This is a genomic window from Streptomyces griseochromogenes, from assembly GCF_001542625.1.
Classification (GTDB): domain Bacteria; phylum Actinomycetota; class Actinomycetes; order Streptomycetales; family Streptomycetaceae; genus Streptomyces; species Streptomyces griseochromogenes.
The window spans coordinates 5,153,608-5,178,025 of sequence record NZ_CP016279.1 but is presented as its reverse complement, the minus strand read 5'-3'; the positions used below and the strand labels follow the sequence as shown (position 1 = coordinate 5,178,025).

Annotated in this window: 29 protein-coding genes and 9 pseudogenes; 22 read left to right on the top strand and 16 right to left on the bottom strand. The window is 68.9% G+C overall.

The features are described 5' to 3' along the window. The first annotated feature begins 361 nt into the window (after positions 1–361). Entirely contained in the window at positions 362–517 is a 156-nt protein-coding gene (locus AVL59_RS52360; protein WP_159400000.1) for a hypothetical protein, read from the top strand. Between the two features lie 739 nt (positions 518–1,256). Here AVL59_RS52360 and AVL59_RS22120 read toward each other — a convergent pair. The 7 genes from AVL59_RS22120 to AVL59_RS22100 form a co-directional block, all read right to left on the bottom strand. After that, on the bottom strand, positions 1,257–1,448 hold the full coding sequence (locus tag AVL59_RS22120; protein ID WP_159399999.1) for a hypothetical protein: 192 nt from the start codon (positions 1,446–1,448) through the stop codon (positions 1,257–1,259). Positions 1,449–1,523: 75 nt separating this feature from the next. Next, positions 1,524–1,670, bottom strand: a complete 147-nt coding sequence (locus tag AVL59_RS52355; protein WP_159399998.1) for a hypothetical protein — start codon at positions 1,668–1,670, stop codon at positions 1,524–1,526. Between the two features lie 13 nt (positions 1,671–1,683). Further along, a complete protein-coding gene (locus AVL59_RS22115; protein ID WP_067307151.1) occupies positions 1,684–1,980 on the bottom strand; it encodes a hypothetical protein in 297 nt (98 codons plus the stop codon). Continuing rightward, positions 1,977–2,099, bottom strand: a complete 123-nt coding sequence (locus AVL59_RS55655) for a hypothetical protein (protein ID WP_257785100.1) — start codon at positions 2,097–2,099, stop codon at positions 1,977–1,979. Before AVL59_RS55655 ends, AVL59_RS22115 begins: the two co-directional genes overlap by 4 nt. Before the next feature lie 18 nt (positions 2,100–2,117). Next, on the bottom strand, positions 2,118–2,543 hold the full coding sequence (locus AVL59_RS22110) for a Gfo/Idh/MocA family protein (RefSeq protein ID WP_067307148.1): 426 nt from the start codon (positions 2,541–2,543) through the stop codon (positions 2,118–2,120). Then, positions 2,540–2,788, bottom strand: a complete 249-nt coding sequence (locus AVL59_RS52350; protein WP_159399997.1) for a hypothetical protein — start codon at positions 2,786–2,788, stop codon at positions 2,540–2,542. The genes AVL59_RS22110 and AVL59_RS52350 overlap by 4 nt, the downstream gene beginning before the upstream one ends. Before the next feature lie 256 nt (positions 2,789–3,044). Further along, the gene (locus AVL59_RS22100) at positions 3,045–3,611 is read right to left on the bottom strand and encodes an NADPH-dependent FMN reductase (protein WP_067307143.1); all 567 of its coding nucleotides are present in this window, start codon (positions 3,609–3,611) and stop codon (positions 3,045–3,047) included. Positions 3,612–3,780: 169 nt separating this feature from the next. On the opposite strand from AVL59_RS22100, the gene AVL59_RS22095 reads away from it, so the two are divergent. Next, positions 3,781–4,005, top strand: coding sequence for a hypothetical protein (locus AVL59_RS22095; RefSeq protein WP_159399996.1), 225 nt, complete (start codon positions 3,781–3,783; stop codon positions 4,003–4,005). Between the two features lie 677 nt (positions 4,006–4,682). Next, positions 4,683–5,321 carry a replication-relaxation family protein gene (locus AVL59_RS22085; RefSeq protein WP_237281607.1) on the top strand — a complete coding sequence of 213 codons (639 nt, stop codon included), beginning with the start codon at positions 4,683–4,685 and terminating at the stop codon, positions 5,319–5,321. A gap of 167 nt (positions 5,322–5,488) precedes the next feature. Here the strand turns inward: AVL59_RS22085 and AVL59_RS52345 are convergent, their stop codons facing one another. Next, entirely contained in the window at positions 5,489–5,650 is a 162-nt protein-coding gene (locus tag AVL59_RS52345) for a hypothetical protein (protein WP_159399995.1), read from the bottom strand. Positions 5,651–5,929: 279 nt separating this feature from the next. Between AVL59_RS52345 and AVL59_RS22075 the strand changes: the two genes are divergently transcribed. The 3 genes from AVL59_RS22075 to AVL59_RS50690 all read left to right on the top strand — a co-directional run bounded on the left by AVL59_RS22075 (position 5,930) and on the right by AVL59_RS50690 (position 8,742). Further along, positions 5,930–6,304, top strand: a complete 375-nt coding sequence (locus AVL59_RS22075) for an effector-associated constant component EACC1 (RefSeq protein ID WP_079147416.1) — start codon at positions 5,930–5,932, stop codon at positions 6,302–6,304. A 2-nt stretch (positions 6,305–6,306) separates the two neighbouring features. Next, the gene (locus tag AVL59_RS22070; protein WP_067307125.1) at positions 6,307–8,328 is read left to right on the top strand and encodes a caspase, EACC1-associated type; all 2,022 of its coding nucleotides are present in this window, start codon (positions 6,307–6,309) and stop codon (positions 8,326–8,328) included. Between the two features lie 84 nt (positions 8,329–8,412). After that, positions 8,413–8,742: a hypothetical protein gene (locus AVL59_RS50690; protein WP_237281606.1), complete on the top strand. Its 330-nt coding sequence runs from the start codon at positions 8,413–8,415 to the stop codon at positions 8,740–8,742. Between the two features lie 156 nt (positions 8,743–8,898). On the opposite strand, the gene AVL59_RS22065 is transcribed toward AVL59_RS50690, so the two are convergent. From AVL59_RS22065 to AVL59_RS22040, 6 genes and pseudogenes are all read right to left on the bottom strand, one after another. Continuing rightward, entirely contained in the window at positions 8,899–9,432 is a 534-nt protein-coding gene (locus AVL59_RS22065; RefSeq protein ID WP_067307124.1) for an AAA family ATPase, read from the bottom strand. Between the two features lie 8 nt (positions 9,433–9,440). Further along, positions 9,441–10,637 (bottom strand): hypothetical protein, encoded by a 1,197-nt coding sequence (locus AVL59_RS22060; protein ID WP_067307122.1) that lies wholly within the window; start codon positions 10,635–10,637, stop codon positions 9,441–9,443. Between the two features lie 102 nt (positions 10,638–10,739). Beyond that, positions 10,740–11,198: pseudogene (locus tag AVL59_RS22055) on the bottom strand (class I SAM-dependent methyltransferase); the annotation flags it as partial. After that, positions 11,186–11,802 (bottom strand): annotated as a pseudogene (locus AVL59_RS22050) (transposase); the annotation flags it as partial. The pseudogenes AVL59_RS22050 and AVL59_RS22055, both read right to left, overlap by 13 nt. 69 nt (positions 11,803–11,871) lie before the next feature. After that, complete coding sequence (locus AVL59_RS22045) at positions 11,872–12,246, bottom strand: peptidase inhibitor family I36 protein (RefSeq protein WP_067307116.1); 375 nt, start codon at positions 12,244–12,246, stop codon at positions 11,872–11,874. Beyond that, positions 12,243–12,773, bottom strand: a complete 531-nt coding sequence (locus tag AVL59_RS22040) for a hypothetical protein (RefSeq protein ID WP_067307113.1) — start codon at positions 12,771–12,773, stop codon at positions 12,243–12,245. The genes AVL59_RS22045 and AVL59_RS22040 overlap by 4 nt, the downstream gene beginning before the upstream one ends. Before the next feature lie 239 nt (positions 12,774–13,012). On the opposite strand from AVL59_RS22040, the gene AVL59_RS22035 reads away from it, so the two are divergent. The 9 genes and pseudogenes from AVL59_RS22035 to AVL59_RS48815 all read left to right on the top strand — a co-directional run bounded on the left by AVL59_RS22035 (position 13,013) and on the right by AVL59_RS48815 (position 18,355). Then, positions 13,013–13,219 (top strand): hypothetical protein, encoded by a 207-nt coding sequence (locus tag AVL59_RS22035; RefSeq protein WP_067307111.1) that lies wholly within the window; start codon positions 13,013–13,015, stop codon positions 13,217–13,219. 282 nt (positions 13,220–13,501) lie between these two features. After that, positions 13,502–13,573, top strand: a pseudogene (locus AVL59_RS54635) (SAM-dependent methyltransferase); the annotation flags it as partial. 302 nt (positions 13,574–13,875) lie between these two features. Then, positions 13,876–14,202, top strand: coding sequence for a PadR family transcriptional regulator (locus AVL59_RS22030; protein ID WP_067307108.1), 327 nt, complete (start codon positions 13,876–13,878; stop codon positions 14,200–14,202). Further along, positions 14,199–14,555 (top strand): DUF1048 domain-containing protein, encoded by a 357-nt coding sequence (locus AVL59_RS22025; RefSeq protein WP_067307105.1) that lies wholly within the window; start codon positions 14,199–14,201, stop codon positions 14,553–14,555. The genes AVL59_RS22030 and AVL59_RS22025 overlap by 4 nt, the downstream gene beginning before the upstream one ends. 1 nt (position 14,556) lies before the next feature. Then, positions 14,557–14,883, top strand: a complete 327-nt coding sequence (locus tag AVL59_RS22020; RefSeq protein ID WP_067307102.1) for a DUF1048 domain-containing protein — start codon at positions 14,557–14,559, stop codon at positions 14,881–14,883. Between the two features lie 319 nt (positions 14,884–15,202). Continuing rightward, the gene (locus tag AVL59_RS22015) at positions 15,203–16,285 is read left to right on the top strand and encodes a protein kinase family protein (RefSeq protein ID WP_067307100.1); all 1,083 of its coding nucleotides are present in this window, start codon (positions 15,203–15,205) and stop codon (positions 16,283–16,285) included. 79 nt (positions 16,286–16,364) lie between these two features. After that, a complete protein-coding gene (locus AVL59_RS22010; protein ID WP_067307097.1) occupies positions 16,365–16,754 on the top strand; it encodes a hypothetical protein in 390 nt (129 codons plus the stop codon). Between the two features lie 22 nt (positions 16,755–16,776). Next, positions 16,777–17,715: a MerR family transcriptional regulator gene (locus tag AVL59_RS22005; RefSeq protein WP_067307094.1), complete on the top strand. Its 939-nt coding sequence runs from the start codon at positions 16,777–16,779 to the stop codon at positions 17,713–17,715. Positions 17,716–17,861: 146 nt separating this feature from the next. Further along, positions 17,862–18,355, top strand: a pseudogene (locus AVL59_RS48815) (GNAT family N-acetyltransferase). A 35-nt stretch (positions 18,356–18,390) separates the two neighbouring features. On the opposite strand, the pseudogene AVL59_RS22000 reads toward AVL59_RS48815, so the two are convergent. Next, positions 18,391–18,732 (bottom strand): annotated as a pseudogene (locus AVL59_RS22000) (transposase); the annotation flags it as partial. A 313-nt stretch (positions 18,733–19,045) separates the two neighbouring features. Here AVL59_RS22000 and AVL59_RS48805 point away from each other — a divergent pair. The 5 genes and pseudogenes from AVL59_RS48805 to AVL59_RS56525 all read left to right on the top strand — a co-directional run. Next, positions 19,046–19,273, top strand: a pseudogene (locus tag AVL59_RS48805) (IS30 family transposase); the annotation flags it as partial. Positions 19,274–19,441: 168 nt separating this feature from the next. Beyond that, positions 19,442–20,367, top strand: a pseudogene (locus AVL59_RS21995) (conjugal transfer protein). Beyond that, complete coding sequence (locus AVL59_RS21990) at positions 20,364–20,705, top strand: hypothetical protein (protein ID WP_067307089.1); 342 nt, start codon at positions 20,364–20,366, stop codon at positions 20,703–20,705. Before AVL59_RS21995 ends, AVL59_RS21990 begins: the two are co-directional and overlap by 4 nt. Then, a pseudogene (locus AVL59_RS21985) lies at positions 20,702–21,079 on the top strand (hypothetical protein); the annotation flags it as partial. The gene AVL59_RS21990 and the pseudogene AVL59_RS21985, both read left to right, overlap by 4 nt. Positions 21,080–21,157: 78 nt before the next feature. Continuing rightward, positions 21,158–21,277 (top strand): annotated as a pseudogene (locus tag AVL59_RS56525) (transposase); the annotation flags it as partial. A gap of 323 nt (positions 21,278–21,600) precedes the next feature. Here AVL59_RS56525 and AVL59_RS21980 read toward each other — a convergent pair. Next, the gene (locus AVL59_RS21980; RefSeq protein WP_067307086.1) at positions 21,601–22,329 is read right to left on the bottom strand and encodes a TetR/AcrR family transcriptional regulator; all 729 of its coding nucleotides are present in this window, start codon (positions 22,327–22,329) and stop codon (positions 21,601–21,603) included. Between the two features lie 89 nt (positions 22,330–22,418). Here AVL59_RS21980 and AVL59_RS21975 point away from each other — a divergent pair, with 89 nt between their 5' ends. Next, positions 22,419–23,279, top strand: coding sequence for an SDR family oxidoreductase (locus AVL59_RS21975; RefSeq protein WP_067307083.1), 861 nt, complete (start codon positions 22,419–22,421; stop codon positions 23,277–23,279). A gap of 123 nt (positions 23,280–23,402) precedes the next feature. Beyond that, positions 23,403–24,413 carry an IS481 family transposase gene (locus tag AVL59_RS21970; protein ID WP_067307080.1) on the top strand — a complete coding sequence of 337 codons (1,011 nt, stop codon included), beginning with the start codon at positions 23,403–23,405 and terminating at the stop codon, positions 24,411–24,413. Positions 24,414–24,418 lie beyond the last annotated feature (5 nt).

The following is a 24,418-nucleotide window of genomic DNA, read 5'->3' as shown; positions in this document are numbered from 1 at the left end:
GTAAGCACTCCGAGCGACCGAACCAGCACGACCCACCAGCGCTGCCCCGGCAAGACGGCCGCCACCGGCGGGACCGTCTCCGGCAATGTGCGGTGTCGCTGTGCTGACAAATCTTGCACCTGCCCACGCCAACAGCACGCCGGCGCCCCCTGCCCCTGGCGGCTGACCATCCGCGGCGATCTCCGCAAGGTGGCGGATGTCCACGTGCCTCCCCCGGGCGAAGGTGGACACGGTTCGAGCAGAGCCCTTGTGGCACAAAGACGCCGGCCAAGGCCCGCGAGCCCTCTCACTCGCACCGCGTCACCCGGCAGCGGGCGCGGTGCCCCGGAACGGAAAAGGAAACGATCACGTGAAGCCCCGCATGACCGCAACCGCACTCGCCCTCAGCGCCCTCGCCCTGGCCGGCGGCGCGGCCAGCGCCGCCCAGGTCACCAAGCCGACCGCGCAGCCGGTCACCCGGAGTGCTCTGGTCGAGCGTCTGGTGGAGCGTCTCGCCGACGTCGTCGAGCGGGGTTGAAGATCTGCCGGCCCCTGTGCCCGACTTCGTCCACCACACGGAGCAGGGCGGTCACCGCCCCGGACAAGAAAGCGGCACCTCAATGCACCGCACCAGTCGCGGTGCTCGTGCGGCGCGCCCGGAGACCTCGTCACGAAGGATGCAAGCGTGCAGTGCAGCCGGGTACCAAGCCTTGGTGCACGCCTGCCTGTGGCCGCCTTGCCACGCCCCACTGCACCGCGCGAATCCCAGGGCGGGGCCGTGGCTGGCGGCGCGTGATCATGGCCGATCTTCCGGCCGGATCGGGCCGATCGGCGGTGGTGACGGGCGGCAGCCATCCCGCAGCGTAAGGGAAATGCCGTCCCCTCCTCGGGGACGGTTGGTATGGCAGAAGACAGAAGTGCGAGAGGCTTGTGATGGACGATCGGCAGGACCGGGCGGCGCCCCACGGGATGACGACGGACCCAGCAGGGCTGTCGCGACGCGGGATCGCGGCCGAGGCGGTACTGCTCGGCGCTGTGGCGGCGACCGTGTCGACGTGGACGTGGCCGGCAGGGGCCCTGACAGCCTTGGCGCTGCGGTCGTTCTGCTCGCCGTGACCCAGGGGGCGGCGTCCCCGGCCGCGGTGGCAGTGGCCTTCGCCGCCGGGCGGCGGATGGGAGCGCCGCGGCGGGCGTAGAAGTCGCGGGCTGTGCGGTAGGGCAGGGAGTCCTCGGCCCAGGTGGCGTAGCAGTAAGCGAGGGCGCCGAGGTGGTTGCGGTCAGAAGATGAGCAGGCTCGTGGCCGGGTCGGCGGCGAGGCGCCGCATGGCGCGGGCCTTGTCGAGCTCGTGCCACAGGAACCACAGGGAGTGTACGGCCGGGCTGGGGTGCACGGGCGCGGCAAGACCCGTCGCGAGGCAGGCGTTGGGTTCGGTGAACCAGACAGTGTCGTCGCCCAGGGCGCACACCAAGCGGGCGAGCGGGGAGGTCTTGCCGGCTCCGGGCGGGCCGCCCAGAGCCAGGACGGAAGGCGTGGTGGGCCACGATCAGGCTTCCTTCCGTGTGCGGGTGCCGCGGCGGGTGAGGCCGGCCAGAGCGAGGGCGAGGTCCTCGACGCGCAGCGCGAGGTCGGCGCTGGTCGGCAGGTCGACGGGGTGCTGCCCGGACAGGCGGGCGTCGATGGACGCCCACACGGCGGCGAAGGGGTCACCGAAACCGTTGGTGGTGCCGTCGGCGGTGGTGAGTTGGGTGGCAAGGGCGGGCGAAGGCGATGGTGGCGGCCGTGGCCGCGTCAGCGAGGTGGATCTGTTCGCGGAAGACCCCGGCCGGGGTGGCCGCGATGATGAGGGTGAACGGCTCCCCCGCAAGCCCCTCAAGGTGCGCGCGCAGAGACTGCCCGGCGGGATCGAGACGGCATGCGGTGGCGGTGATGCCGGGGACGGCGAGCACGAGTGCGGTCAGCAGGTGGTAGCCCTGCCACAGCAGGATCTGCAGCGCCGTCACCTGATCCGCGTCAGGTGCTCGGGCACGGGCTGGGGCGGGTCCTGGGCGAAGGTGTACGGGGAGAAGCCGGGCGGCAGCAGGCGGCGACGCGCGGCTTCGTCGACGCCGTCGGCCTTCACCAGCCAGCCCCCGGTGGGCTAGGGCACGTGGGCGAGGGCTGCGTGCAGCGCCGGGTCGCGGGCGCGCATCGCTCCGACCTCCAGCAGCAGTCCCGCGTCCTTGGCCCGGGCGGCGAGCTTGCGGGTGCGGACGGCGTCCAGGCAGACGGGTTTCTCGGTGACGACGTGGACGCCGGCGTCGAGGGCCTCCTCGATGAAGGAGTCGTGCACGCCGGTGAGGATCACCAGCACGTCCGCGTCGGTCAGCAGGCCGCCGTCCCGGTTCGCGGTACGGGGCACGGCGAAGCACTGCTGGGCGATGTGGGCCCGTGCGGGGTCGCGGTCGGCGACGGCGATCACGTCGAACTCGTCGGACGCCGCAAGCCGCGGTAGGTGGAGGCCGAAGGCGGAGGCGCCGCATCCGGCGGCGGCGAGCCGCCACGGCCGCCCGGTGGTGGGGGTCATCGGGGTGCCTCCGGGAGGGTCCAGCAGCGGGTGGCCGCGTGGTGGGACAGGCGGGCGATCTCGCCTGCGGGCAGGGCCCGCAGCTCGGGGTTGAACAGCTCCACGCTCACCGGCCCGGCGTATCCGGCCCGGGCCAGGGCGTCAGCGAAGGACGTCCGGTCCAGCGCGCCGTCGCCGGGGAACAGGCGTTGGCTGTCGGTGAGTTCGCCGGCGGCGCGGCTGCTGGGGGTGAGCACAGGCGGCATCCACCCGTTCTCCAGCTCTTTGCCACAAGCCCTTGCGTGACCATCTCGGGCGGGAGGTCCGTGAGCCATTGTCCGCGAGGATCAGCACCTGGAGTTCGGTGCCCTGCCAGACCGACTCGGGTACCTTTCCCAACTGCTGACCCCATAGGTTCAGCACATGCGGGACGGCATGATCCCTTTTTCAGTATGTCGGCAGGTCAGGCGACGAATCGCGGCAGGAGGCCGGGCAGGAAGCCACCTGACCTCCGATAAGTAGTCACACCGGATCAGATGCACAGGCCCGTCCACCGGACGTCACCAACAGGTCCAGCACCTGGCCAAGTTGTCGACGCAACTCCACATCGTCAATGAGACCGCCGTCGCCCATCATCCCCCGGTCCACCGGAAGCTTCACGCAGGCCGCCTCCACGATGTCGGCGCCCGTGTACTCCAAGACGGCCCGCAGCGTGACCTCCGCACCCTGGCCGCGGCCCGGTGCCGCCGCATTGACCCAGGCCACCGGCTTGTCGCAGATCTCGGTGCCGCCGACCGTCCAGTCCAGCAGGTTCTTGAACGAACCCGGCAGGGTTCCGGCGTATTCCGGAGCGCAGATCAGAATGCCGGCCACCCGGTCGATAGCCGCCCGCAGCGCCACCACGGGTGCTGGCAACGGGTCAGTGTCGTCATCCGGGTTGAAGTGCGGAAGTACCGCCAGACCGTCGTACATTTCGGCACACACCTTCACGGAGGGAGCCACGACCTGCGCTGTACGCAGCACTGCCTCATTGGTGGAACCGGCTCGCAGGCTCCCCGACAACAGCAGAATCATCGGCACAGCGGACATCTGTCCAACCTACTTCCCTGACGTCCCCTTCGGCCAACGGCGTTGTCCATGAAAGGCGTTCATGCCGGTCAGACGGTCAAGGGCCCGCAGGATCGGACGTCCGGCCTGCCCATCGCCGTCCCAGACGAACGTGCTGGGCGGCGGCAGGCTCCATGCTCTGTCCGGGTGGATGGGGGCACGAGCGTTCGCCTGGACGGTGCTCGGCGTCTTCACGCTGTGGCTGGCATGCGAGATCATCGCCAACGAGGCCGGTGGACGGGAGCCGGTGGTGCGGGCCGCGGTCTGCCTGTTCGCCCTGGTCGTGTGGCTGCCGCTCATCCGTTCGTCCGGAGTCGGCGAGTCCGACCAACCAGGCTGGTACTTCAGTCGGCGGCGACGTTGTCGTTGGGGATAGCAGACCGCTGAGGTGACCGGGCCGTTCCGTGAAAGGGCGTGCTCATGTCGCAGTAGCTGGAGGCATCACATGAACCTCTGCGCCAGCTCATCAGGCACTCCCAGCGCCTGTACCACCTCGTAGGAGAGGGACCTGAGGTTCGTCGGCTGGCCGTCGCGGATGGCAGTCACGATGGTCACGGCCTCGGCCAGGTCCCTGCGGTGGAGCAGCGAGCCGATTTCTCTCTCCTGGCGCTCAACTCCAACCCAACCCGGGCCCCAGGTCCGGCGCCCCACACCGGCCGAGCGCGGCGGCCCCGCCGGCGCGCAACCTGGCAGAGCGCGCCGCCCCGATCCCCGGCTGCGTCCACGCCGCCCATCCCGCCCCTCCTTCTCCCTCAACTCCAGCCAGGAACTGGTCGAAAGCGGCCGCAACGGGGATGTCGGCCTCCCGACCACGGCCGGACCAGTGTGGTGACCTGCGGGTTCACGGGCAAGCGCGGCAGGGGGTGCGGTCAGTTGTCAGCCAGGTTGCCGGAGGGGATTTCGGCCTGGTCCACGGAGGCGTTGTCGCTTCGTGACCATGGTCGAGCCTTCGTGGTCGGCTGTCTGGTCGGGGCCGACTGCTGCTGTGGTGAGCGGTACGCGCGGCGCCGGGCAAGACGGCGCCGCACCGTACGGGAAGCGAGCGGATCTGTGATGATCGGCGTAGACGCGGGCGGCGGGGACCGGCTGGCGCTGGCCGTGCTGACGCAGTACCGGATGGCAACCACCGAGCAGACGCACCGGGTGATCGCTCCCGAGGTGCGCATCGAGCAGACCCGGCGGCGGCTGGCCAGACTGCGTGACGAGGGGCTGGTCGACCGCATCACCCTGCCCCAGGCCGGACGGACCCGGGTGTGGTTCCCCACCCCGTACGGCGTCCACCTCGCCTCCGAATGGCCCGAGATGCGCGGGCACCGGCCCTCCAGGACCGTCTCCGATCCGACCGCCGTGCGGCTGAAAGCCGGCCACACGCTCACCGTGACCGAGACCGCGCTTGCCTTCCTCCAGGACGCCCGCCGCCACGGCGAGCTGTGCCAGCCGCTGGACTGGATCCCCGAAGCCCATCACCCGATCGGGAGCGGCGAGGCCGTCATCCCCGACGCCCTCCTGTACCACCGGCGCGGCCCCGCCGACGGCGGCAACAGCTCGATGCTGCGGGCGTTCGTGGAAGTCGACCGGGCAACCATGGGCCCCGAACGCCTCGCCGCCAAGCTAACCGCGTACGAGCGCCTGCACCGCTACGTGCCCGTGGTCCCGGGGACGCCGGCCAACCATCCAGGAACCGGTGGTTGAGGAGTTGATGAGGATCTCTGGAATCGGCCAGGGCTACTCGTCGCCCCACTCGCTCCGTTGCTCAACCGAGTGGGGAGTGAAAGTGAGCGCCTCGCAGGTAACGAGCCGGGGCTGCCCGCTCGTGGAGTGTGCGGGCTGCGCCAAGCCGTCGCTGGACCTGGCTCTCTTCAAAATGCCCCCGAGGCGGCTTCTGTGCGTGGAGTGAGAGTGACCTCGTAGCCGAGGGCGTCGAGCTGGGTGAGGAGCCGTCGGCGGCGGGTTTCGTGGCTGATGCGGTTGCTGAAGAGGTCGGGACCGAGGTCCTGGTAGGGGGTGTCGGTACTGAGCATGTGGTAAATCGAGACGATCATGCCGTGGGCGACGGCGACGATGGCGCGTTTGTCATGCGCCGGGACGTTTGCGATCCCGGCGGTGGGCGCCTCGCATCCAGAGCCCGTCCGTTGGGCCACGCTGGCCTGTTGATCGGCAAATAAGCGAGAAGGGCTGTCGTCGGCAGTCGTGGCCGTCACACTGTGAGGTACGGCAACTGAGGCTTCGTAATCGGGGGACTGATGCAGGTGGAGGATTCCACGAGCCATGGACCAGGGAGATGCGGTTCGGATCGCGTGATGCAGTTGCTGTTGTCCATCGCGTTCGATCCCGAGCTGGACCCCGAGCCTGCCGAACGGCTGACGCGCCAATTACGTGCTGAGATCGCCGAGCTGGATATCGAGTCGGTTGGCCCCGCGCACGCCGAGGCGGCCCCTGACGGGGCGAAGGGCACCGATGCCGTCACGCTGGGGGCGGTTGTCGTCGCACTGAGCGCATCCAGTGGAGTGTTCACCACGCTCATCGAGACATTGCGCGACTGGCTCAGCCGGCATTCCGCGCGGCATCGCATCTCGCTGACCATCGATGGCGACACCATCGAACTGGAGCGGGCGTCCGCCGCCGAGCGGCAGGAGCTGATCGATGCCTACGTGCGTCGTCACACCGGCGGGTAGCCATGGGCCGCCGGCTGGCGCTGCTGATCGCCACGTACGAGTACGAGGACGACGAGCTGAGGGCGCTCACCGCCCCGGCACACGATGCGGAGGCCTTCGCCGCGGTCCTGAAGGACCCCGACATCGCGGGCTTCGAGGTCACCACGCTGATCAACGAGCCGAACCATCGGGTCGGCGAGTCCATCGCCGACCTCTACCGCGACCGACGGCGTGACGACCTCACCCTGCTGTACTTCACCGGCCACGGCCTGAAGGACGACGACGGCAGGCTCTACCTGGCGATGACGAACACCCGCCGTAGCAGTCCGCTGTTCACAGCGCTGTCCGCGGAGCAGATCGACCAGGCCATGTCCGACTGCATGTCCCGGCAGAAGGTGCTGATCCTCGACTGCTGCTACAGCGGAGCCTTCCCCGCAGGGCGCCTCGTGAAGGCCGACACCGAGGTGCACACGCTAGAACGGTTCCAGGGCCGGGGACGGACCGTGCTGACGGCATCCGACGCCACGCAGTACTCCTTCGAGGGCAGCCAGCGGCACGGCACGGCCACGCAGTCGGTTTTCACCCGCCACCTGGTGGCGGGCCTGCAGGACGGCAGCGCCGATCTCGACGGCGACGGCGACATCACCCTCGACGAGCTGTACAGCTATGTCTACGACCGGGTCGTCGATGAGATACCACAGCAGCGCCCCAAGAAACAGGACAACGTCGAGGGCCGCATGGTCATCGCCCGGAACATCAACTGGTCCCTGCCGACGCACCTACGCCACGCGCTCAGCAGCCCAATCCCCACCGACCGGCTCGGTGCCCTCGACGGGCTCGCCCATCTCCACCGGATCGGCAACAACCTCGTTCGCCAGCGCGCCCTCGACGAGATCCAGCGCCTGCTGGACGATGACAGCCGGACCGTGTCCGCCGCCGCTGCGGCCCGCTACCAGCCACTCCTTCCGCCGACGCCCGAACCCGCGCCGCCAGCCGCGTCGGAGACGAAGCAAGCCGTTGAAGAGCAGGCAGCCCCGCCCGGCCCACGAACCGTCATCTCAGAAGCACAGGTCCCGGCCACCGCAGCCCTGACAAGCGACAAGCAGTCCGGCGTCAGCAGCGCTGACGGCCCCGCCGCACCGGTCTCCCCCGTTGCCGCGCCCTGGCAGCGAATCACGGTGGGTCACCCCGCCGCCGAGTTCGAGGCACGACCACCGGGCCAATACTCTTTCGACTTCCCCGACACCGAATGCGACGGCTGGTCAACTCCCGCCCTTGTCTTACGCTCTGCCTCGGTACGCGGCGACGCCCACCGCTACCACCGCAAGCCGCGCCAGGACGCCGCCCGTGCCGCAGTGCATGAGCCCACGGGCAGCATCGCCTTCGCCCTCGCTGACGGCTCCTCCCGCGCCGCAGAATCCGCGCTCGGCGCCATCGAGGCATGCCGGGCCTCCCTGGAGAGAATGCTCCACCTGTTGCCTCAAGACCAGGGGCAGTTGGACTTCCAGGATGTAGCCCGCCATGCCGCCGAGCGGCTGTGGCAGCTCACCCAGTGGCGCCTCAGCGGCAAAGAGCCCGAGCGAAGCGATGTGATGCAGTTGTACGCGACCACACTCGTGGCCGGAGTGGTGCGCCCCCACCCGGCTGGGCCTGTGGTCGAGGTCTGCAGTATCGGGGATTCAGGAGCTTGGGTGCTGGATTCATCGAGCGGGCAATATCAGCCGCTGTTCGGCGCGAAGACCGCCTCGGATGCCCTGGTGGCGCCGAACGAAGCGATGACACTCCTGCCTCATCTGCCCGATCCGGTGAAACACACCAGCATCCGCCTGACCTCTCCTCATCACGTACTGCTGATTGGCACCGACGGCTTCGCGGATCCGCTTGGCAACGGCCACGGTCAAGTCGGTGCCCTGTTCGCCAAACACCTCGCCGCACCGCCGCCTCCTCTGTGGCTCGGGCACCTACTGGACTTCTCCCGGGAGACCTTCGACGGCGACCGCACTCTACTGGCCATCTGGCCCCACCCGACAGCAGAGTCACGATGACCCCCAGGCGCTTGACGCCGGGCGCGCCGCGGGTCCTGGAGGCACTGACGCGGGCGGAGCGCGAGACCGTCACCCGGCTTGTGGGTGGGGAGATCCATCGAGCAGGTATGGGGGCATCCCCGAGCAGCGGGTGGTCGCTTTCAGGGAGCGTCATCAGAGTGGCGGCGGCGCTACCCGCTCCTCCCTCGCCTCCTGTTCGTCCTGGACGGCACCGGACCCGCCGGTGCCGAGAACAGGATCAGCGCCCTGCGCGCGGGAGCCGGGCTGCTGGCCCGCTTTCCGTACGACGTCCCCGTCCTCGCGGCACCACTGGCCGACCTGCCCCACCACGGCCCCTCCGCTCCCGTGTGGCGCCCTGTCCACGACCCCGACCAGCGAGTCCCCTGGACCGGCTCCGGGCATCGACCGACATGACGCGCGGCCGCCGCAGAGAGGCCTCAGCCATGCGCTGACCAGCCATGGTCGCGGCCGGACGCGGCGCGGCCGCACCAGTGGCCGGTCTCATGGCCGGGGCGGGGCCGGGGCGTTGTGACGGCATGTAGGCGCAACATCTGTCGCAACAGTGCCCGGTCAGCGGTCCACGGCGGGCAGGTGGGCCAGGCCGGTGTCGAGCATGATGCGGTCGACGGTCTCGTGCAGGGCACTGTCGGCGCCGATGACGGTCTCGATGCCGCCGGGCAGCAGATCGCGCGCCCGGTACCACTCGCGCAGCTGCGTCTCGCTGACGTCGTCGGCGATCGGCTTGGTGGCGTGCCGGGCGAGGGTTTCGCCGAACGGCACGTCCAGGTAGTAGCCGTGGGTCGGGCCTCGGTGGTCGGCGCGCAGAGCCGCGAGCATGTCGCCGTAGCGGTCGGCACAGAGGATGCCTTCGACCACGACGTGGAACCCGGCGTCCAGGGCGTAGCGGGCGGTCAGGCCGATCAAGCCGATGTTCGCCGCGCCGGGCCGGTCCCGCTCGCGCAGCACGATGCGGCGAAGGTTGTCCTGGCCGACCACGGCCAGCCCGCGGCCGAACCGCTCGCACAGACCGGCCGCGACGGACGACTTCCCCGAAGCGCTGTTGCCGCGCAGCACAACCAGCCGGGTTTCTTCGGTACCCACCATCACAGCGCTCACGCTATCGGCAGCCGGTGACAGCACCGAGGACGTTCCGAGAAACGCCGGCATCGACACCCCGACAGTGTCTCTGTACTGTGCCGCGCTGCCGGCTGCGTGGCGCCGGTTGAACGAGAGATCACTACTTCGCTGGAGTCCAGCGCGGCTGAGATCGTGCGGTGCAGTGCCTCCGGGAGAACCCTTCCCCCGAGACCGCAGGAACGGACCAAGTCGGAGCAATCCTGAACCTGGCGCCCTGTGACGACCGTGGTGAACAGGCGGTGCGCGAGGAGTTCACGAGCGGCATAGCCGTTCTGCGCTTCCGTCGCCCGCCAGACCAGGTCTTCGGCGACTGGGCGAGCGCCAGGGTGCTGGGCGGATTCAACCGCGTCCAGCACAGTCAGGCCGAGACGGGTGTCGAATACGGTCAAGCCTGGCTTGGCTTCGTGGCACAGGAAAACGTTCACGAGATCGGCCAAGCAGTCGTCGAACGGCTGGTTCGCGTAGCGGCGACATAGCACCGTCAGACAGTGGGTGACGGCCTGCTCCCACGGATCGCCAGCAGCCGTGCCGTTGAGAAGTTCTGCGGCGCGTTCCGTATCGCCTGCCGTGAGGGCGGCCACTATGGCGACCTGGCGTCCGTCGAGCATCCGTGTGCCCACCCCTCGATGCTGCTCGATGTGAGCCAAGGCCTCCGGCCAACGGCCCGTGGTCGTGAGGGTGCGCGTGCCGTCGGCGAGCACCACGCGCCAGAGCCAGGCGTGCACTTCCCGTCGGTCCTCGGCAGCTCCGGTGAGGTCGTCCGGCACCGTGATGCCTTCGAACACGGCGGCGCGACCCGCGCCAACGGCTTCGTACAGGCCCAGGAGCCGCTGACGTCCCTCGTCGGTTTGGCCGGAACGAATCTGCAGACGGGCGAGGTTAACCAAGGGCTCCAGCCCACGGATGGCGCTCACGGCTGGCAGCGGACAGGCCCGGAGGTACGCATCCGCGTACCGATGACACATCGATCGGGCCATGTCGGGCAGATCAAGATCGGAGGCTAGAAGCGCGGCCTGGTTGAAGACGGTGGAGGCCAGTCCTGGCTCACTCTGTTTCGACGCTCTGTCGGCCAGTTCAGCCAGCGTCCGTACACGGGTGGGCAGGGGCAGGCAGACGGGCCGGAAACGGGCAACGAGCGGGAAGCGCCTGGCTATCGGGCCGTGCGGGTCCATGTGTCCTCCCCCGGAGGCAACGCTGATCGGGATGAGCGAGGGCGACCGGCGGTGCCCGTCAGCCACACGACAGGCACCACCGTCCTCACCCTCGGGCTGCCGTCAGCGCCAGTCGATGACGATGCGGTTCATTGGGGTGTCGATCGCGAAGAGCCCGGGGGCATGTTCGACCGCCGGGGCGCCGAGAGGCCGGATCTCGAACTCGGGTTCGCACCCCCGGTACTCGCGATCCCAGGTGCGAATGACGTCCGCGACCCGTGCGGCCAGCTCATCACTGCCGGGCCCATGACCGATGACGCCGAACTCCCACAACTTGCCGCCCTCGGCAGTCTTCTGATCCGACAGACGCCGGGCGAGGTACGTCACGGCGCCCTCATCGACCACCGCAGTCGACGACGGGTAGGGGTCGCCGGTGAGGACGGTGCCCCTGGCGTCCTTCGGGAAGAGCATGCGAATCAGCCCGGAAGCCAGCGAGCATGAGACGAACAACTCCATCCACTCAAGCGATTCCATAGCGCGCACCATCATCCCGGACCACTCCTCAATGCGCGGCCGAAGTAGTGCTTGTCGCCGATCAGCGTTTGTCCGGGTGGCCGGTCGGTGACGAGCGTGGGTTCGGTGGCAAAGATGTCGAGGAGAGTCTCGCGTTCGTCAGCCTTCGCCCCGGTCAGCGCGAACGCGATCGGCAGCCCGCCTAGCCTGCACAGCAGATGCAGTCGAAGTCCCCAGACGTAGCGCTTGTGGCTGGCGCAGCAGCCGTACTGCGCCCATCCGGCCAGGTCGGAGCGATTGACGGTCTCCCGAAAGCGGCCGCACTCGATCGGCGTAGAGTCCACCACCCACACGTCGTCGGTCCACAGCGCGGTGTCCGTAGCCAGCTCGCGCATGACGTGCCGGATGAGCTCGGCCGCCTTGCGCAGCCTCTTGTTGTAGCCGAGCTGCTTCGGCAGGTACGGAACAGGTGCCTGAGGTGGGCCCGGGCGTGCCGGAGCCACCGCGCCTCAGAGGTGTAGCCGAGCATTGCCTGCATCATCGACAGCGTCACCAGTTCGGCATCGCTGAGCTGCGGCGTTATGCCGGACGCCGGCCGCCATGGAGCGAGCTGCGGCGAACCCTGCAGCAGGTCGTCGGTCCTGACGTAGAGTGCGGTCGCGAGGGAGTCCATGTCTGGCGTCACAACCTGACTGTGGACTCCCTCGTCTCATGCGTGCAGCCAACCCTTGGAATCGATCTTCTAGCAGCCGGAGGTCCAAGTGTGCGACCCGCCTTGGTCGTTGGCGCTCTGGCTGTAACTGACCTCCTGCCCGGGCGCGAGGCAGATGGTGGCCCGCCCGAGCAGTTCACGCCCCTCATAGACGTTGACGTGGTCCTTGACCCCGGGCCCGGAGATCCCGTGGTTCGCCCACGACGAATCGTGCTTGAACATGTCGCCCTCCCACCAGTGGTCGTCGCCGATGTGCTCGATTTTCATGCCCTGGAAGTCGGCGTCGGTCCAGACACAGAAGTAGCCGCTGCGGCAGGGGGCGGAGGCCTGGGCGGTGGAGGAGGTGGCGAGGACGGCTCCGGCGGAGATGAGGGTGGCGGCGAGGAGGGCGCTGATGCGCTTCATGGGGACGGTTCTCCTGTCGTCGTTCGGTTACTGAGCAGGGCGGTGGCTTGGGACAGCGCGTGGGCGCGCAGCCGATCGAAGTCGGCGATCTCGGCGGGGTGCCGGGCGCGGACCTCGGCGAGGCTCTGGTGGTTGTGGTCGGCCTCGGGCTTGAAGTTGTTGACGATCACGGACGCCCGGAACCAGCCCGGCTGATCCCCGTAGAGCCGCTGCTGTGCGGCGGCAAGACAGCCGTCGGTGTGGGTACGTACGACGTATCCGGTGGGGAGGCTGACGGACAGCTGGGCCGGGCCCGAACCGAAGAGCGCGGCACTGACCCTCTGTTGCTGCTCGGATGTCGGACTCTGCCCCGGCCGGGGCGGGACAAGCCCCTGCCGACTGAGGCAGCCGTCGGTGAGCTGCTGGGTGGCGGCCTTGATCACGTCGTCGGGGTCGGGGCGAGGTGAGCGGGCCGGGGCGGCGCATCCGGCGGCCAGAAACAGGGCCGCGACGAGAAGCCACGAGCCCCTGGTACGAGAGGAACTCATCGATGGATCAACCCGGCTCGCACCCCATATTGGTGTCAATCACCCCGTCGAACTTGGTCGCCCAGGCGGTCCAGTTGTTGTCGTAGTCGTCCGGCAGGATCGCCCGGTAAAGGCACCCGCCGCCGCCATGGTGGCTGATGGCGTAGACGGTGACACCGGCGTGCGAGTCGAAGGAATAGGCATGTGCAGGGCGGGCAGATCAGTGATGAAGTACCGCGCCTGACCGAGCGTGCCGTTCCGTGCGTCTGAACCAACTCGGCATCCGGGCCCGCCCCGCTCGCAACACCGCATTGTTCGAACTCGCCGCCGAACTACCCCCGGTAGTCCTCGCCCGTCTCCTCGGCCTGAACATCACCTCCGCAGAACGCTGGGCCTCCGAAGCCTCAGCCAGCACCGCTTCCTACGCCTCAGAACTCCACGGCCGTCCCTACTCACCGCGCTCCTGAGCTGTTGAGCGCCAGAGGGCTCTCCTACACCGGGTACCTCGCCGAGTTGATGATGTCTGAGTGCGAGGGCCGCGGATAACGGTCAGGCGGTCTCGTCCATCTTGTGGGCGGCTGCGGCGGGGAACAGTTGCCCGACGGCGGTGACGATCGCCGCCCTGCGGACCCTCAGGAATGTGTCGCGGTCGATGCCGGCCGGGATGGGGCTGGCTGGCCCAGCCGGTGGCGATCTGGCTGACGATGACCAGGACGTCCATCGGGTCCCAGGCCGGGTCGAGCTGCCCGGCGCGTGTCCTGGCGCCAGGGGGCCTTCTCCTGGTCTCGTTCTTCGGGACCGACGCGCCCGAGCCGGTCCGCTGCCGCGAACCCCCGGATGGCACGGGTTCATTGGACGCGCCGGCCGCCATCGTTTGCCGACAGGTGCAAGCTGGCCGACAAGCAGCCTGTGGAGATCGAGGATCGGGGCGTTGAGGTGATGACCCGAGCCCCCGTTGACTGCGGAGCCGGGCCGATGAGTGGCCGCCGCTGTGGAGCCCGGGCCCTCGCCGGCCGGTCCCGGGTTTACGCCTACCGGAGGTACTGCCGCCCTCCACTACTCGGTGGTACCGTATAGCGGTACTCGGTAGCACGTAGTACCGACAGACTGAGGAGCGCCCGCGATGGAGGACCTGACGGAGATGTTGAAGGGCACGCTCGAAGGGTGCGTGCTCGAAATCATCGGCAGCGAGGAAACCTACGGGTACGCCATCACCCGTCAGCTGAACGAGCTCGGCTTCGCCGACGTCATCGAGGGGACGGTGTACACCATCTTGCTGCGGCTGGAGAAGAACGGGCTCGTCCAGGTGACGAAACGACCATCCGGGGTCGGTCCGCCGCGCAAGTTCTACACGCTCAACGATGCCGGACGCCAGGAACTCGCGAAGTTCTGGGCGAAATGGCAGTACGTCTCATCACGCATCGACAGGCTCAAGGAGGGCGGGAGATGAACTTCTGGGAGAAGGTCACAGGCAACGATCTCCGCAGGGAATGGAAGGCGTTCGAAGCCCGGGCCGAGGCCCTGCCGGACGGCTACCGGGCGGCGTGGGGACAGATCATCGCCCACCTCTTCCCCTACGGGGACTTCACCGGCCGCAACCTGATGCCGATCCTCGACGCCGCCCTGGGGCTGCTCGAAGTAGCAGCGACGGACGGGCAGAGCATTCACGAGGTGTTCGGCGACGACATCGGAGGCTTCTGCACCGCGCTTGCCGGTGGAGAAGGGGCTCGAACCTATCGCGACCGGTGGCGCGAGCAGTTGAACAGGAACGTCGCAAGGAAACTGAGCCGGCTGGGAGGCTGACATGAGCATCCAAGACATCATCGAGGGCAAGAAACAGTGGCGGGCGCACGTGGCTCGGATCAAGGTTCTCCCGCCGGACTATCAGATCGTCTACAAGGAGATGCAGAGGTACCTGTTCAAGGTCGGACCGATCAGCCTGTCTGACGGCTCCCTGCTCCCCGGGATCGTCGACTTCTTCGAGGAGGGCGTCGCCGCAGGCAAGGGCGTCTTGGAACTCATCGGCACCGACGTCGCCGCGTTCTGCGACGACCTGGTCAAGGACTCCCCCACCTACGCGGATGTCTACCAGGCATCCATCAGCGCGGAACCCGGCGCGAACGAGAAGTGACGCCCGCCGCCCGCGCTGGCGGGCGTAGGCCGCCCGAGCGGTTCGTTCGCCTCGGCGCAGCCCAACCAGACGCCGGCGATTTGGCTACCGGAAGCTGCCGCAGATCCTGCCAACGGAGGCGGTCGACCGCGCGTCGACAACCAATTCCGCAACATCGAATAGCCGGGATCACCGACAGCAGTGTTTGAAAGTGTCCGTCGTCCACTGTGATCTTGCTCGGGCAAAGCGTTGTTTATGAGAGCGGCTGCCCCTTTCAGCGCAGGGTCGGTGCCGTACGTGGGATCGCCGAAGCCCTGGTTCGGGCACCGAGGAGCCGTCGATGCTGGACCAGGATTTGCTGCGCGCCACGCGCCTGGCTGGTCACGGGACCGTGAGCACTCAGCTCTCCTTGCTGAGCGACCACCGGCTCGGGGAGGCCGTGGCAGCCGCTACCCCGCTCGGGTCGGGCATCGGCGGCAGGTCGGCAGAGGTGGACATCGACGGAACTCGCGTCTTCGTCAAGCGGATTCCGTTGACGGACACCGAATTACGGCCGGAGAACACGCGGTCGACGGCGAACGTCTTCGAACTGCCGATGTTCTACCAGTACGGAGTGGGCTCGGCCGGGTTCGGTGCCTGGCGGGAGCTCGCCGTGCACATCATGACCACCAACTGGGTTCTCAGCGGCGAGTACGGGGGATTCCCCCTGATGTACCACTGGCGGGTTCTGCCTGACTCCCCTCCCGAAGGATTCACCGACGAGTTCGGGGGCCTGGAGGGGGCCGTCGCGCACTGGGAGGGATCACCCGCCGTTCGTGACCGGTTGGAGGCCATCGGCCAGTCCTCGTGCAGCCTGGTGGTCTTCCTGGAGTACGTGCCGCACACACTCGCCGGATGGCTGGCCGACCACCGCAATACCGCCGTGCCGGAAGGCGGGGACGGCTCGCCCTTGCGTTGGGTGGAGGAAGCTCTGATGGACGGAGCTGCCTTCATGAGTTCTCGCGGACTTGTCCACTTCGATGCTCACTTTGCCAACATCCTGACCGATGGCCGCCAGCTCTACTTCGCCGACTTCGGTCTTGCCCTGAGCTCCCGCTTCGACCTCACGGCGGACGAGTCCGACTTCCTCTCGGACCACCTCGCGTACGACCGCTGCTACACCGCGAGCCACCTGCTCCAATACCACTTGCTCGACGGAGTGCGAGGTGACACGGAACGCGAAGTCTTCCTGCACGACTGGATCGCAGGCCGGCGACCTGGCGGCATCGCACCCGAGATCACGGCCATCATCGACCGGCACGCACGCCCTACCGTCGTCGTGGACTCCTTCTTCCGCAGTCTGTTCACCGAGAACAAGCAGACGCCGTTCCCGGCAGTGGAGATCGAGCGGCAGTTGGGCGCTGGCGTCACAACCCCGAGTTGATCCACGCCCTCGCCTCGGCCTGTCAGGGGCGGCCGGGGGCGGTGTCTCCCGTTCTGAGACTGATCAGGGTGACGCCGCTGTGGGCCTGAAGGGCGACTCGCAGGGCCTCGTTCTCCAGGGTCAGGCGCCGGATGTGGTCTTCGTAGATGTGCAGGTGGCAGGTGAGGTTCTCCTTCTCTGCGCGCAGGCAGGCGATGGTCTGCTGGTCCTTGTCGGCGTTGCGGGCGCGGGGCTGGGTCGCCGGGCGGGCCGCTTCCGTCTGGAGTCGGGTGATCTGATCGGGGAAGTCCCGGTAGAGGGTCTGGCGGGGGACGTTGAGGCAGCGGGCAAGAGCGGAGACAGCGGCCCGGGGCCCGTCTGCGGTGTCTTCCAGCAGGGCCTCGACGGCGGCATCGACGAGGAATGGTCAAGACTTGTGGATGAGGAGTGGTTGGCTGCTGGCAGGCGAAGGGACTTGAGTCTCCAGTAGGGGGAGACACAAAGGTGGGGGCATGGACGGCGACACGCTCTACTCGATCGGCGAGCTCGCTCGGCGGACCGGTCTCACGGTCAAGACCATTCGGTTCTACTCCGATCGCGGAATCGTGGCGCCGACAGACCGCAGCCCGGCCGGCTACCGCCTCTACAACATCGACGCCGTCGCACGCCTGGACCTCGTGCGGACCCTGCGCGAGCTGGGACTGGACCTTCCCACGATCCGCAAGGTCGTGGACCGCGAGCTCTCGCTTCCCGAGGTCGCCGCGGCGCACGCCGAAGCACTGGCAGTGCAGATCCGCGTCCTGCGCCTGCGGCGCGCGGTGCTGACGGCGGTGGCCGAGCGCGGGTCCACACCTGAGGAGACGGAACTCATGCACCGGCTGGCCCAGCTCTCCGAGGACGAACGCCGACGTCTGATCGGCGATTTCCTCGACGCCGTCTTCGGCGGTCTTGACGTCGCCCCCGCATTCGCGGGGGTCATGCGCTCGATGACCCCCGAGCTGCCCGACAACCCGGAGGCGGAGCAAATCCAGGCGTGGGTGGAGTTGGCCGAAATGTCCCTGGACCCGGATTTCCGCGCCGTCGTGCGGCGGATGGCCGAGGACCAGGCAGCCGAGCAGGCCCGAAGCGACACGATGGGCCCGCGCCGCGACATTGCCGCAGTCGTCCGCGACCAGGCCGGCCCGGCCCTGACCGCTGGCATCGACCCGGCCTCGTCCCAGGCCGATCCGATCGTCTCGGCGTTCACGGCGCACTACGCGCACGTCCTCGGCCACCCCGACGACGTCGAGCTTCGCCGCCGGTTGGTGACTCGGCTGGAGAGCGTGAACGACCCCCGCAGAGAGCGGTACCTCCAGCTGCTCGCAGTGGTCAACGGCTGGCCGGCCCCGGAGAGTCTGGCTCCAGTGTTCGACTGGTCCGTCCAGGCTCTGCGCGTCCGGACACAGCAATGACGGGGCGGTCGCAAGGCGGCATGGGCCGGACGCGGCCGGCGTCGGGTGAAAACGCCGCCGCACATGATCGGTTTATGAATGCCCCCGTCGTACTTCAGGTGGCCGCGACGCCGGCCTCTCCCGCTCTCGTTCTTCGCCCCTGGCGCATGGAGGACGTTGCCGCATTGGTCGAGGTGAGCCGGGATCCCGCATTGCGCCAGTGGGCGAGCTCTGTCGTGGACAACGATGCTGACGGGGCACGGTGGGTGCAGGCCCACCAGCGGGGCTGGGCAGCGGAGGACCGGTTCGGCTTCGCCGTCCTTGAGGCACAATCCGGTTCAGTTCGCGAACGGTTGGTGGGCAACGTGGTCCTCAAGGAAGTCACCTCCGGCAAACCGGCGGCCGAGGTGGGCTACTGGACCGCGGCGCATGCTCGCGGGCGGGGAGTGGCTCCCGCGCTCTGGAGGCACTCACCAGCTGGGCCTTCGACACCTTCGAAGCCGACGGGCTGCAGCGTCTCGAACTCCTGCACCAGGTGGACAACCTGGCATCGTGCCGGGTTGCGCAGAAGAGCCGGTACGACTTCGACAGCATCCTGCCCCGGGCGCCGCCCTCCTTCCACCGCGATGGCCACCTGCACATACAGCGCACGAGTGCCTGAGATCCTCCCGGCTTCTGCGAATCGGCTGAGGCTGCTCACGCCGCGAGGGTCTCGGGGCGTTCGACGAGGCGGCCACGTTCGAAGCGGGCCCCGGCACGGACCAGAGCGACGAGGTGGGGCGCGTTCACAGCCCGCCAGCGGGCCTGGGCGGACTCGACCAGCTTGAAAACCATCGCCAGCCCGGCGGCCCGGCTGCCGGCACCCTTGGTCACCTTGGTCCGCAGCCGCACGGTGGCGAACGTCGACTCGATGGGATTCGTGGTCCACAGGTGGATCCAGTGCTCGGCGGGGAAGTCGTAGAACGCCAGCAGCTCGTCCTCATCGTCCGCGATCTTCTTGACCGCCTTGGGGTACTTCGCGTTGTACTGCTTGGCGAACATGGCGACGGCTTTGCGGGCCTGCTCCTTGTCCTTCCGGTTGATCGATCAGAGCGGAGGTGCACGTCGTGCAGCGGCCATCGCCGTCGGGATGGGCGCGCCGGGGGGCCGGGGCAGGTGCGGCAGGGCGGCCAGCTGAGGCAGGCCGGGCAGAGGTCCTCGCCGGGGGCGGTTCCGGGCACGCCGCAGCCGGCGCATTCAGCGAGGGCCCGGTAGGTCAGGGCCTCGCTCACCGTGCGCGCGGCCGCGGAGCTGGTCGACCGTGGTGGCCGGTCGTCCCAGGCGGGCGTGTCCTGGTCGGCTGCGATGGCGGGCCACGAAGGTCCCGGTCTACTTCTGCGACCCCGGCAGCCCCTGGCAACGCGGCTCGAATGAGAACACGAACGGCCTGCTACGGCAGTACTTCCCCAAGGGCTCGGACCTGTCCACGCACACACCTGAGGACCTCCAGGCCGTCGCCACCGAGCTCAACAGCCGACCACGCAAGACCCTCGACTGGGAAACCCCAGCTGAGCGACTCCACAGACTGCTCGCGGGTTGATCAACTCACAGCGTGTTGCAACGATCCCCTGAATCCACATGGTCGGCCCGACCATGGACTTCGTGTCCCCATCGTGACCTTGGTCGGGGCTTCGTGGTCGGTGGTCGGGTCGGGGTCGGCGGGTTTCCTCAAGGTCAGCAACATCCGTTCTGACCTGGGAGTTTGACCATGTCCCCTGGCAAGCAGGCCGCACAGAGCAAGGCTGCTGCTTCGATGGCGGCCGGCGCCCGGCTGGAGGCGATGCGGCGCCGCGTCCGCCTCTCGCGCGTGGCGGTCTGGGCCGTCATCGCGGCCGGCCCCGTCGCCCTGTGCGTCGCCCTCGCCTCCACCCCGACCACGGTCCAAGCGGCCAGCCCAGCCAATCCCACCGCCGTGCGTACCGCGGCGGCTTCCGCCGACCCGGGCGGCTATGCGCAGCTGTTCGTCAGCGTCTGGCTGCGCAGCAGCGCGGACGACGCGACGAGTGCGCAGGCGCGGCTTGCGCAGTCGATGGCGCCGGACGTCAACCTGCCCGATCCGGCCGCAGCTGCGCAGTCGGGGCCGCAGTCCGTGACGGCGGTGCGCAGCGCGAAGCAGGTGCGTGGTCGGTAACGGTGGCTGCGCAGTACGCCGGCGGATCGGTGCGCTACTACGCCGTGCCGGTGGCCGCCGACCGGGCGGGCGCCTCGTTCACGGTGACCGGTGCGCCCAGCGTGGTGGCCGCCCCGGCCCGGGCCGAGTTGCCGAAGTCGTCGTACGGCGTGACCGTCCCGGAGGGTGATCTGTCCTCTGCCGTCGGGGAGTTCCTGGCCGCCTACCTGACCGGTGCCGGCGAGGTGAGCCGCTACCTCGCGCCGGGGGTGAAGCTGACCGCCGTCTCCCCCGCCCCGTATACGGCGGTCTCGGTCGAGCAGGTGGCGGCCGTCGAGGAGGCCGCGGCCGCCGAGACGGTGCCGGCCGACGGCACGGCGGTGCGTGTCCTCGTCCGGGTGGAAGCCCGGGATGCCGACGGTCGGTGGCCGCTGGCGTGCGAGCTCGTACTGAAGGCCCGTTCGGGCCGGTGGGAAATCGCGGCGCTGGAGTCCGGGGCCGCCCACGACGGGGGTGCCCGGTGAACACAGCGCACAGCCTGATCCTTGCCGGGCAGCTCAATGACCTCGGGGACGGCTGGATCAACATGTTCAAGGAGTGGGCGACCAAAGGCCTGCAGGCTGGTCTGGTCTGCCTCGTGGTCGTCATCATGATCCAGAAGTTCAGCCTCAAGGCGGGGATCGGCGCCCTGATTCTGATGGTGATCGCACTCGGTCTGTACAACTCACGCAACGACCTCGCGAACATGTTCCAGGACGAGGTGAAGCACCCAGCCAAGGGCGCACCCGCGGTCCCCGGCATCGTCCAGTCCGACCTCCCAGCCTCCCGTGACCACTCGCCCGGCGGCGGAGGCTGGCTGTGACCGCGGCCGAGAGCCGGGTGAGCTGCTTCTACACCGCCGCTCGCCGCCACCCCTGGGTGCTGGGCAAGGTCGCCGACTGGAAGATCCCCCTCGGGCCGTACACGCCTGCGCAGATCGCCCTCGCCGTCGGCGGCAGCCTCCTCCTGGTCAAAACCATCAGCTGGTGGGCGTGGATGGGGCCGGTCCCCATCGTCGCGTGGGTCCTGGCCATCTGGACCGTGCGCCGGCCGAAGATCCGGGGCCGGGCTCCGATGCAGGCCGTTTGGGGCTGGGCGCTGGTGGGCTGGCAGCCAAGAGGAGGGCGTATCTGCGGTCGGGCAGCCCGTGACCGCACTGCCCGGCCGCTGTTCGGCGGCTTCACCATCGAGGGCGCGCACGCTCAGTGGACGAAGATCGAGCCGCTACTGCCTGCCAACGGCAAGCCTGGTGGGCAGTGAGCAGATCACCGCACGGTAATCAACGGCGTGTTGTACCGGGCGCGTATCGGTGTGCCCTGGCCGGACCTGCCCGAGTGGTACGGCCCTTGGCAGACCGTCTACGAGCGGCACCGCCGCTGGTCAGCGGACGGCACCTGGCGGCAGATCCTGGGCGCGTTACAGATCGAGGCGGATGCCGCCGATCCCGACGGGGCACTGGCCAAGGCGGTAGAAGCGGAGAGCGCGCAGCGCCGGCGCGAATGGGCGGTGAACATCGACTCGACGTCCTGCCGCGCGCATCAGCATGTGGCCAGGGCTCGTCACCGGCCGCCACGCGACTCAAGGTTGGCGGCGCGTTATGGGCAAGGGGGAGCCAGCCGGAGCCGTGTGGTTGCCCACTGCCTCATCTCGTGGACGCCACCTCATCGCACGATCTCTCCTCGGGAGGTTCAACCTGCACGAGGTCGCCTGACGCACGATCAGGCATGCGGCGCGCCACCGTCCGCCGCCAGGCGCGTGAGCCACTCACGCAGCAGGCGCTGCTCGGCGTCGCTCAGGACATCGGCGTCGTCGGGGAGGGCGGCGCGCAGCGCGCGGGCCGCTGCGGTGGTACCGGATTCCGCGGCGGGGACCGCCGGCTCGGCGCGAGTGACGGCCGCGACCATGGACTCGCGCAGGACGGTCAACAGCGCCGGATTGCGGCGGTCCGCGGGGGTGGAGTGCCAGGTGGTGACCGCGCCCTGGCCTGTTGCCTGGATGATCTGGGCGGCCAGCTCCTCGTCGACCCGCAGCCACCCCCCGGCTGCCAGCCGACGCACCCGCCCATGGAGGATCTCCAAGCCCGCGCGGTGTGCTGCGTCCGATCCCCGGCCGGTGGCCCGGTTCATCACCGCGAACAACTCGGGGCGGGAGACCCCGAACTCGACCACCATGTCCCAGCCGCGGCGCAGCTCCTCCACCGGGTCCTGCGGGGCGGGGTCGAGCTGCGCGCGCTTTCTCTCCAGGAACTGCGCGTAGCCGTGCTCGGCGACGGCCTCGAGGAGCCCCTCCTTGTCGCCGAAGAGGCGGTAGATCGCTGGCGGCTGCATTCCGGCCGCGGCGGCGACCGCGCGGGTGCTCACCGCGTCAGGGCCGCCGTTCTCCAGCAGCTCGACGGCGGCCTCGACGATGCGGCGCCGAGGGCTGTCGGTTGAGTCGCGCGTAGCCATGAACCGATGGTACCGAGGATCTGTTTCCATCGGAATTTCCAGTGTTACCGTTGTAATGATTCCACCGGAAACAGTGTCGGGAGAACCCAATGATCATCGTTACCGGAGCCACCGGAAAGCTCGGCCGCCGCACCGTCGAGCGCCTCCTGGAACGCGTCCCCGCCGACCGCGTCGGCGTCAGCGTCCGCGACCCCCGCAAGGCCCAGGACCTCGGCGGCCGCGGCGTCCGCGTCCGGGAGGGCAGCTTCGACGACCCCGCCTCGCTCGCGCACTCCTTCGAGGGCGCCGAGCAACTGCTCCTCGTCTCCCTCGACCGCACGGGCCAGGAGTGTGTCAGCGGCCACCGCGCCGCCATCGACGCCGCCGTGCAGGCCGGCGTCGGCCGCATCCTCTACACCAGCCAGATGGGCGCCGCCCACGACGCCCGCTTCCAGGCATGCCGCGACCACGCCCAGACCGAGGACCTGCTGCGCGCCACCGGCCTGCCCTGGACCGCGCTGCGCAACGGCTTCTACGCCTCCAGCGCCCTGCAGTTCCTGGAGTCCGCCCGCCACACCCGCGACATCACCCTCCCCGCCGACGGCCCCGTCGCCTGGACCGGCCACGACGACCTCGCCGAGGCCACCGCGGTGATCCTCGCCGAGGAGGCCCGCTTCGAGGGGCCCACCCCGCCGCTCACCGGCCCGGCGGCGCTCGACTTCGACACCGTCGCCGAGATCGCGTCCCAGACCACCGGACGGCCCTTCACCCGCACCGTCGTCCCCGACGACGCCTTCCGCGAGCAGGTCCTGGCACACGGCGCCCCGGCCCCGATCGCCGACCTGATGCTGAGCATCTTCGCCGCGGCGCGGAATGGCGAGTTCACCGCTGTCGACTCGACGCTGGCCGAGCTGATCGGGCGAGAGCCCGCCACCTTCCGCACCCAGCTGGAGCGTGCCTGGGCCGAATAGATCCAGCGGGGCGCGCAGACGGCCCCGGCCTGACTCGCCGCCCACAAAGGCTCGTCCTGTGTCGCCCGAGGACGTCGATCACCAGATCGGCGGCCTCGGGCACAAACCCAGGCGACGCATCAGATTCCGCACCATCCCAGAGGTTTCCCGTGCCCCACCCCCCATGCCCGGCTGACCATCCACGGCAGACGACTCCTCGTCGACCGGGTCCGCGCTGGCAGGCCCATCACCCACGTCGCCGAAGAAATGGGCATCTCCCGCACCACAGCCCACAAATGGGTCCGGCGCTGGCGAGCCGAAGGCGATCCTGGGTTGTATGACCGTTCCAGTCGACCCCTGACGACTCCGCACCGAACCCCTGCCGATGTCGAGAATCGCATCTGCGAGCTACGGCGCGACCGCAAGCTCGGCCCTGCACGGATCGGCCCGATCCTGGGCATACCCAGCTCGACGGTCCACCGCGTCCTGACCCGCCACGGCCTGAACCGGCTGCACTGGATGGACCGGCCCACCGGTCAGATCATCCGACGCCACGAACAATCACGTCCCAGCGAACTGGTCCACGTCGACATCAAGAAGCTCGGCAACATTCCCGACGGCGGCGGACATCGGATCATGCCCCGCCAGCAGGCCGCCGGCAATCGGCAGGCCACAACCGACGCGCGTAGGGGCGGCAGTCCCGTGATCGGCTACAGCTTCGTCCACACAGCCGTCGACGATCACTCCCGGCTCGCGTACAGCGAGGTTCTGACCGACGAACGCAAAGAGACCGCGGCCTCCTTCTGGCAACGCGCGAATACCTTCTTCGCCGAGCACGGCATCACCGTCGAGCGCGTCCTCACCGACAACGGCTCCTGCTACAGATCCCGCCAGTTCGGCCAGACTCTCAGCGCCGCCGGCATCGTCCATAAGCACACGCGCCCCTATCGCCCGCAGACGAACGGCAAGGTGGAGCGCCTAAATCGCACCCTGCTCGACGAATGGGAGTACGTGCGCCCATACTCCAGCAACGCCGAACGCACCGAAGCCCTGGCGGACTTCCTCCACACCTACAACTACCACCGGTGCCACACCGCACTCGACGGCCAACCACCCATCAGCCGCGTCAGCAACCCTGCGGGTCAATACAGCTAGTGCTG